We start from the raw sequence: 3,675 nt of genomic DNA on the forward strand, positions 1-3,675 counted from the left end.
CAGCATGAGTGTCGTCAGCGGGGTGAACACGCGGGTGAGGACAGGGGCGATGTTCTCGACCACATTTTGTTTCGCCTCCACGAGCCATGCGGCGACGATGACCGCGCCGGCCGCTCCGAACGGCAGCACCCAGTCCTCGATGAACCACTCGACGCTCAGGCCGAGCGCGTCGAACGCACCGATCGTCAGGCCGATGAGGACGCCGCCGCCGAGGGCGAGGAGGGTCAGGTAGACGACCCATTCGCCGGTGAAGCGGATGAAGTCCATTCGCCGCCGGTCCGATCGCCACTGACCGCCGACATATGCGAGGCCGACGGCGAACCACAGCGCGATCGGTGCGTGGATCGCCGCGATCACCTCGGTGGAGCCGTTCGATGCGAACGGGAAGACGTTCAGCAGTACCGCCGCCAGCGCGAACGGCACCAGCAGTACCGCGGCGAGGCGGGGTGTCATCTGTCGCTTCCAGGCGAAGTATCCGGCGAGGAACGGAAGAACGAACAGGCTGAGATTGCGCGCGAGGTCCTGCTCGTCGAGTGTCGCCACGCCTGCCTTGACCGACAGTGCCGCGCCGACGGCGAGCCCGAGAACGACGAACAGCTCACGTGTGGGGCGAGTGCCGTCGCCATCCGACGCGGCGGGCATGAGGACGAGTTGCTTCCACAGCCGATCGGAGTGCTCGCGAGCGAACTCGCGGGAGATGTCGTCGACGTTGCCCATGCGTTTGACCGCGACCAGGAATGCCTCGTCGGTCCTCAGCCCGGCGGCGGACAGGTCCGAAATCTGATCACGGAGATGGTCTTCCATCTCGTCGGTGTCGGCGGCGGATATCGCGTGACGGCGCTCGACGTAACCCCGCCACTGACCGATCTGCGATTCCAGCTCCTTGTCGGTATCCATCACGACCATCCTTCGGCGGTGGCTGGGGGTAGTTGGACGGAGCGCCACACCTGGCTCAGCGCGTCCGCGACGACGTCCCATTGGGCGCGTCGTTCCGCGAGCATCTCCCGGCCCGCAGCGGTGATCGTGTAGTGCTTGCGCCTTCGCCCGCTGTCGGAGGCCCCCCACGACGCCGACACGTACCCCAATCTTTCCAGGCGATGCAGGAGGGGGTACAGCATTCCGTCGGTCCACTGAATCCGCCCGCCGGACAGAACGTTGACTCGTTTCAAGATGGCGTACCCGTAGGACTCGCCTTCCGCGAGAATTCCGAGCACGAGGGGAGTGGCCGAAGCCGCCACCAGATCCTTCTCGATATGCATAGAACCCCTATCCCTAGATCTGCTAGTCATTAAACTAGCAGAGCGGATCGGGGGTCGGTGCGCAGCTCGCGGAAGCCGAAAGCGACAACCTGGGGTTGACGCTCGCTGTGCGTCAACCTAGAGTTGACGCATGGAGAATTCGGATCGCACAACCCCACCCATCCGACTCGACGAGCTCATCGACGCGATCAAGAAGGTGCACGCCGAGGCTCCGCTCGAGCAACTCACCGACGCGGTCCTCGCCGCCGAACACCTCGGTGAACTGGCCGACCATCTCATCGGCCACTTCGTCGACCAGGCCCGCCGCTCGGGGGCATCGTGGACCGAAATCGGAAAGAGCATGGGCGTCACGAAGCAGGCCGCGCAGAAGCGGTTCGTCCCCAAGGATCCTGGGCAGGCCTCCGACCTCGACCCGAATCAGGGATTCAGCCGGTTCACTCCGCGCGCACGACAGGTGGTGGTGATCGCGCAGAACGAGGCCAGGGCGGCACGCAACGCCGAGATCCTGCCTCAGCATCTCGTCCTCGGACTCCTGGCCGATCCCGAAGGACTCGGCGCCCGGGCGATCGCCGCGCAGGGCGTGGAACTGGATTCGGTCCGGCACGCCGCGACCGCGACGCTGCCCCCCGCCGCCGAGGAGGTGCCCGCACTCGTTCCCTTCGATGCTCAGTCACGCAAGGCGCTCGAACTGACGTTCCGTGAGGCACTACGTTTGGGGCACAACTACATCGGCACCGAGCACATCCTGCTGGCCCTGCTCGAGGTCGAGGACGGGGTCGGTGTGCTCACCGGACTGGGTGTCGACAAGGCTGCCGCCGAGGAGAACATCGCCGCCAACCTCGACGCCATCGTCGCCGCCCGCGAAAAGGAGTGACCTCGCAGGGGCTCCCTCACCGCCGCGGTGCTCAGGTGAAGGGCGTCCCGCCGGTGACGCCGAGCACTTCTCCGGTGACGTAGCTGGATTCGTTCGATGCGAGGAATACGTACGCCGGTGCCAGTTCGGCCGGCTGGCCGGGTCTGCCCAGAGGCACGTCGTCCCCGAACTGCCGATAACCGTCGGCGGGCATCGTCGCGGGGATCAACGGCGTCCAGATGGGCCCCGGTGCAACGGCATTGACCCGGATTCCCCGCTTCGCCACGTCGGCCGCCAATCCCTTGGTGAAATCGATGATCCCTGCCTTCGTGGTGGCGTAGTCGAGAAGCCCGGGTGACGGATTCATCCCCTGGATCGACGAGGTGTTCACGATCGTCGATCCAGGATCCATGACCGCGACGGACTTCTTGCACAACCAGAACAGCGCGTAGAGGTTCGTGCGCAGGACACGGTCGAACTGCTCGGTGGTGATATCGGCGATACCACCCGTCTGCACCATCTGAAAGGCCGCGTTGTTCACGAGAATGTCGAGACCGCCGAGTTCACGGACCGTCAGGTCCACGAGAGTCTGACAGTGGTCCTCCGACGTGATGTCGCCAGTCGCGACGACGCCTCGTCGTCCGGCCTCTTCCACCAGTAGCACGGTCTCCCGTGCATCCGACTCCTCGTCGTCCAGACAACTGACCACGACATCCGCACCCTCGCGAGCAAACGCGATCGCCACCGCTCGCCCGATGCCCGAATCCGCGCCGGTGATCAGGGCGCGGCGACCATCGAGGCGACCGCTTCCCCGATAGGACTTCTCGCCGTGATCCGGGGCGGTCACCATGTCGGAGGTCAGTCCCGGGTGCGGCAGCTCCGGTTGGTGTTCGCGATCGGGGGCGGGGTACTGCGTAGTGGGATCCTGCCGGGCGTACTGGTCGGTCATTCTCGTACCCTTCTTCGTCTTCTGTCGAATCGGCAAGCAGGACTGATAAGTTCGCCGAATCAGAGGCGCTTCCCGCCACGCTTACCCCTTCCTGAGCACCCGGAAACCGGCTGCATCCGCGACCGGAAGCCGTGCGTCGACAGATCAGGGCAGGGGGCCGGTTTCCGACAGTGCGGTGTTTCCGCGTAGGCCGTGAGCGTCTTTGCCGGGGGAGGCGCCGAACAGACGGCGGTATTCGCGATTGAACTGTGAGGGGCTGTCGTAGCCGACGTGATCCCCGACGCCGGCGACGTCACCGGGGTGACCGGGGGAGTATCAACGGGATGTCACCCCTCAATTCGCCGGCAATATCCGCCGAACCGCGCGAATCGAGGCCGCCGGGATCGCCGGATTCCACACCTCGCGATCAGAGTAGGACCAGGCGTACGTCGGACTGCCGTCGCAAATGCAGTCGAGTAGTCCCGGCTCGTCGAGTTCATCGGCCGACCATTCGTACAAATGCTGCAGCCGCGGCCCGATCAGACCGTAGTCCAGCATCTCACCGACGTTGTGCTCAGCGGCGACATACGCCGCGACGTCGTCTCCGAGGGGATATCGGTCGGGAAGGACCCGAG

4 protein-coding genes and 1 pseudogene are annotated in these 3,675 nt (G+C 65.3%); 1 reads left to right on the forward strand and 4 read right to left on the reverse strand.

Annotated features, from left to right (window positions below; all coding sequences use genetic code 11):
* Both AC1D1G_RS42985 and AC1D1G_RS42990 read right to left on the reverse strand, forming a co-directional pair.
* Positions 1–897 (reverse strand): permease prefix domain 1-containing protein (locus AC1D1G_RS42985; RefSeq protein ID WP_477956685.1); only part of this gene is annotated, 897 nt, incomplete at its 3' end.
* The gene (locus tag AC1D1G_RS42990; protein ID WP_283353169.1) at positions 897–1,259 is read right to left on the reverse strand and encodes a PadR family transcriptional regulator; all 363 of its coding nucleotides are present in this window, start codon (positions 1,257–1,259) and stop codon (positions 897–899) included. The genes AC1D1G_RS42990 and AC1D1G_RS42985, both read right to left, overlap by 1 nt.
* Positions 1,260–1,389: 130 nt before the next feature.
* Between AC1D1G_RS42990 and AC1D1G_RS42995 the strand changes: the two genes are divergently transcribed.
* Positions 1,390–2,133, forward strand: a complete 744-nt coding sequence (locus AC1D1G_RS42995; RefSeq protein WP_280784263.1) for a Clp protease N-terminal domain-containing protein — start codon at positions 1,390–1,392, stop codon at positions 2,131–2,133.
* 31 nt (positions 2,134–2,164) lie between these two features.
* Here AC1D1G_RS42995 and AC1D1G_RS43000 read toward each other — a convergent pair whose 3' ends face one another.
* Together AC1D1G_RS43000 and AC1D1G_RS43005 are read right to left on the reverse strand one after the other, a co-directional pair.
* Positions 2,165–3,061 carry an SDR family oxidoreductase gene (locus AC1D1G_RS43000; protein ID WP_283353168.1) on the reverse strand — a complete coding sequence of 299 codons (897 nt, stop codon included), beginning with the start codon at positions 3,059–3,061 and terminating at the stop codon, positions 2,165–2,167.
* A 333-nt stretch (positions 3,062–3,394) separates the two neighbouring features.
* Positions 3,395–3,675, reverse strand: a pseudogene (locus tag AC1D1G_RS43005) (hypothetical protein); the annotation flags it as partial.

This window comes from Rhodococcus sp. P3_B8 (assembly GCF_056402775.1).